Genomic DNA, 4,514 nt, shown 5'->3' with positions numbered 1-4,514 from the left:
ACCCATTAATCGCTGTGTTTCTTTAGGATGCTCTTCAATATGATTGAGTATGTCGCTCATGTTTCTGTGTCAAAAAACCTTTATGATGTGATATTACCACGAAGTGTTACTATTTTGGAGATGTCTATTAGTTTTAGCCGAAAACAACCTAAAACCCTACCAGGGATTGAAACACAAAATCGTACCGTATCTAACAACCAATTATCAGGCCGAAAACAACCTAAAACCCTACCAGGGATTGAAACAAACACTTATCCACTCAGATGCGCGAAGGCACCAGCCGAAAACAACCTAAAACCCTACCAGGGATTGAAACTCCCATGAGTTTTGGTTGTAGAGGATTCGTGAATCCTGCCGAAAACAACCTAAAACCCTACCAGGGATTGAAACCCCAGTGAAAACCTAGATCGGGTGTGCCTTTCAGGCGTTGAGCCGAAAACAACCTAAAACCCTACCAGGGATTGAAACTGCCGACCGCACCAGCGCCAGATATTGCAGATAATTCCAGCCGAAAACAACCTAAAACCCTACCAGGGATTGAAACTTCGGGAGTGAAGCGTGTTGCGATTTTGGCGATCGCTCGCCGAAAACAACCTAAAACCCTACCAGGGATTGAAACCACAAGATTTAGCTAAGGTTGTCACCGATTTTTACGCCGAAAACAACCTAAAACCCTACCAGGGATTGAAACATTACAAGTTGCCGAGATGCCCTGAATTGCTCACGCCGAAAACAACCTAAAACCCTACCAGGGATTGAAACCCGCAAAAAAACCTAACGGGTCATCTTTGAGCCATTGCCGAAAACAACCTAAAACCCTACCAGGGATTGAAACCTTGGCATCACCCCGCCGAATCAAATCGACCCGGCAAGCCGAAAACAACCTAAAACCCTACCAGGGATTGAAACTTTCGGAAGTATTCAGCAGTATTCAGCAGAGGAGGAGACAGGAGGAAAGAGGGTATTCTTCTCCTGACTCCTGACTCCTGACTCCTGACTCCTTCTTCGCCGGAAACAAGTTTACTTCCAACACTCACAGCAGAGGTGGTGCTCATCGATAATCTCACATTTGATAAAAGTGCTCCGATTCAGGAATTGATTCAAACAACACGGTGTAGACTATTATATTTACCGCCATACTCTCCAGAGTTTAACAAAATTGAACAAAGAAGAGTCTTGGCTAAAAAGTCAAAATCGTAAACAGCTTGATGAGTTTGATTGCTTACATTTTGGCGACCCTTGGATGTCTTCCGCCTGGGAGCATAACACCGGCCGTTGCTAAATGTAATTTCCCAGATTCTTCAGTTGACAAAACCTCAAAATTATGACCACTCAAACAACTTCTCCACTCCTACTCAGTCCCTTCAAAATCGGAGATTTATCCTTAAAAAACCGGGTACTCATGGCACCCATGACGAGAGCCAGAGCCGGTGAAGCGCGGATGCCCAACGCCTTGATGGCAGAGTATTACACTCAGCGAGCCTCCGCTGGTTTAATCATTACAGAAGCCACAGTGGTTTCTACTCAAGCTAATGGTTGGCTCAATACCCCCGGTATTTATTCAGACGAGCAAGGCGAAGCTTGGAAACAAGTTGTGACTGCGGTTCATGCCCACGAAACGCCGATTTTCATGCAGCTTTGGCACTGCGGACGAGCTTCCCACAGCAGTTTTCATCAAAACAATCAATTGCCAGTTGCAGCCTCTGCCATCAAAATAAACGGAGAAGGCATTCATACCCCTCTAGGCAAACAACCCTACGAAACTCCCCGCGCTCTAGAAACCGATGAAATCTCCCTGGTTGTAGAAGATTATCGCAAGGCGGCAGAACGGGCAAAAATGGCAGGTTTTGACGGTGTAGAAATTCACGCGGCAAACGGCTATCTCATTGACACATTCCTGCAAACCAAAACCAATCACCGCACAGATTCCTATGGCGGCACAGTTGAAAATCGCTACCGTTTTCTTAAGGAAATTGTAGAGGCAATTATCACAGTATTTCCGCCAAACAGAGTGGGAGTTAGACTTTCTCCCAACGGTGTTTACAATGACATGGGTTCTCCAGAATATCGAGAAGATTTTCTGTATTTCGCGAAGCAGTTAAATGCCTATGATTTAGCTTACCTGCACTTGGTGGATGGTCTGGCATTTGGCTTTCACGAATTGGGAACGCCGATGATGATAGGAGAGTTTCGCGATGTGTTTACAGGTGTACTCGTCGGCAACTGCGGATATACTCAAGAACAGGCTGAAACGGCCCTGAACAGCAAAGTTGCGGATTTAATTGCTTTTGGTCGGGATTTTATCAGCAATCCTGACTTGGTAGAGCGTTTTACTAATGGTTGGCCGCTCAATCCGCCTGCTGAAGTCGGCGTCTGGTATTCTTTTGGGCCTGAAGGTTATCTCGATTTCCCTACCTATCAGGAACCAGCAGCTATTTCTTAGTTGATTTGGTTGGGGCGGGTTTATCAATAAATACCGAGTATGTGCATCATAGATACAGCATATTCCATGTATATGCGGTACACACAACCTTGTCGTAAGCATCGGTGCGTCGCCACCAGTCAATCTGCAAGTTTCATTAAACATGAGCAGCGACGCACCCTACATAACAATGTACCAACAATAGAGCTTTATAGTGTACTTCACGAACCACCGAATATGCTGTAATTGTCAACCCGCCCCTAATATCATGTCCGGTCAATTAACCATGATTCCTGTAGGGGCCCGTGAGCCAAGATATTGAATAGAAACGGGAAAATCTGTAAACCAGCCCCGGTCTTTAATCGCGGTCAATCGATTGGACATGATATAAAAGATGTATGGTTAATTTCTCCAAATAAGAGTCGGAGTTGGACTCATATTTAATTTTCATCCCCCGTTGAAAACGAGTATTTATTATTTGTAAAAACACTTCTTCTGGCTCCTGCCTCCCGTCTCCTGCCTCCTGCCTCCTGCCCCCTGCCTCCTGCCTCCCCTCTCCTGCCTCCAATTTCTAGCTTGTCGGCAAAAGTGAGAGGCTCCCAGTTGAGATCGAGAACGTTTCCTCATATCCTAATAACCATAGGGTACTTCAAAACATCCAAGCTGCTAGCTCAGGGTTTGAGTGCCTGAAAAAAATCCATAGCGGAAGCGCTTTTAACAAGATGGCACAAAATCACAAATCAACGGTTATCATTACCGGCGCTTCCTCCGGCGTCGGTTTGTACGGCGCAAAAGCTCTCGCAGACAAAGGATGGCACGTAGTCATGGCCTGTCGGGACGTGCGGAAAGCCGGAGACGCCGCGCGAGAGTTGGGTATACCTGAAGGCAGTTTCTCCATCATGGAGATTGACTTGGGCGATTTGGAGAGCGTGCGTAGGTTTGCCCGGGCATTTAAAGCCAGCGGCAGGCCTCTGGACGCTTTGGTGTGCAACGCGGCCATTTATATGCCTTTGATTAAGGAACCGCTGCGGAGCCCGGAGGGTTACGAGTTGACGATGACTACCAATCACCTGGGTCATTTCCTGCTGTGCAACCTGATGATGGAAAATATGAAGCCTTCCTATTATTCCGATGCGAGAATCGTGATTTTGGGAACCGTGACTCACAATCCAGACGAGTTGGGCGGGAAGATTCCGCCGCGCCCGGATTTGGGCAAGTTTGAGGGTTTTGAAGCGGGTTTCAAAGATCCGATTTCGATGGTTGATGGCAAGAAGTTTGAACCGGTCAAGGCTTACAAAGATAGCAAAGTTTGCAATGTGCTGACGATGCGGGAATTGCACCGCCGCTTTCACGAATCCACGGGGATTACTTTCACTTCGCTGTATCCGGGATGCGTCGCGGATACGCCGCTTTTCCGCAATCACTATCCTTTGTTTCAGAAGCTGTTCCCGCTGTTTCAGAAGAATATCACCGGGGGTTACGTGTCGCAGGAGTTGGCGGGGGAAAGGCTGGCGATGGTGGTTGCTGATCCAGAATACAAGCAATCTGGGGCTTATTGGAGTTGGGGAAATCGCCAGAAAAAAGATGGTAAGTCTTTTGTGCAAAAGGTTTCTCCCCAGGCCCGCGATGATGAAAAAGGCGAGCGGATGTGGGAGTTGAGCGCTAAGTTGGTGGGATTGACTGACGGCGCTCAAATGGGTGCTGCGGCTGGTGCGGGCCGCTCTGCATAATTCATTACCAACCCCCTTTATCAGGCTTGGCGGTTGAAACGGCGTCTACGCACAGGATGTGGGTAGACGCGGACTCCATAATAAAGGGGGTATTACAGTCGGATTTGGGATGATGCACCACAATCAAAGAAACCGGCTTTTTTAGTGGCTATGCGCGTTGTAACTCACATCTTCCACCATTCTCAAGAACGGGCAAGATGCCCGTTCCACAAGAGATGACTTTTCTTCTTGTGGAACAGGCCGAAAAGCCTGTTCATAAAAAGATTATTGAGGATGGTGTCCGAGCTCATTGCACCATTCTCAAGAACGGGCAAGATGCCCGTTCCACAAGAGATGAATTTTCTTCTTGTGGAACAGGCCGA

The 4,514-nt window shown here is 47.3% G+C and carries 3 protein-coding genes and 1 CRISPR repeat array; all 3 genes read left to right on the top strand.

The genetic code is table 11. The features are described 5' to 3' along the window. Window positions 1-136: 136 nt before the first annotated feature. A CRISPR array of direct repeats spans window positions 137-909; the repeat unit is 37 nt; unit sequence GCCGAAAACAACCTAAAACCCTACCAGGGATTGAAAC. A 135-nt stretch (window positions 910-1,044) separates the two neighbouring features. The 3 genes from QUB12_RS37700 (at window position 1,045) to QUB12_RS32360 (ending at window position 4,152) form a co-directional block, all read left to right on the top strand. Continuing rightward, window positions 1,045-1,200, top strand: coding sequence for a transposase (locus tag QUB12_RS37700; RefSeq protein WP_445300690.1), 156 nt, complete (start codon window positions 1,045-1,047; stop codon window positions 1,198-1,200). Window positions 1,201-1,324: 124 nt separating this feature from the next. Then, a complete protein-coding gene (locus QUB12_RS32365; RefSeq protein WP_333310328.1) occupies window positions 1,325-2,443 on the top strand; it encodes an alkene reductase in 1,119 nt (372 codons plus the stop codon). Between the two features lie 701 nt (window positions 2,444-3,144). Further along, complete coding sequence (locus QUB12_RS32360) at window positions 3,145-4,152, top strand: protochlorophyllide reductase (protein ID WP_333099251.1); 1,008 nt, start codon at window positions 3,145-3,147, stop codon at window positions 4,150-4,152. The last annotated feature ends 362 nt before the right edge of the window (window positions 4,153-4,514 follow it).

This window comes from Microcoleus sp. B7-D4, assembly GCF_036705125.1.
Classification (GTDB): domain Bacteria; phylum Cyanobacteriota; class Cyanobacteriia; order Cyanobacteriales; family Microcoleaceae; genus Microcoleus.
Note: the sequence above shows the minus strand (reverse complement) of the source record. Positions and strands in the feature narration are given on the sequence as shown.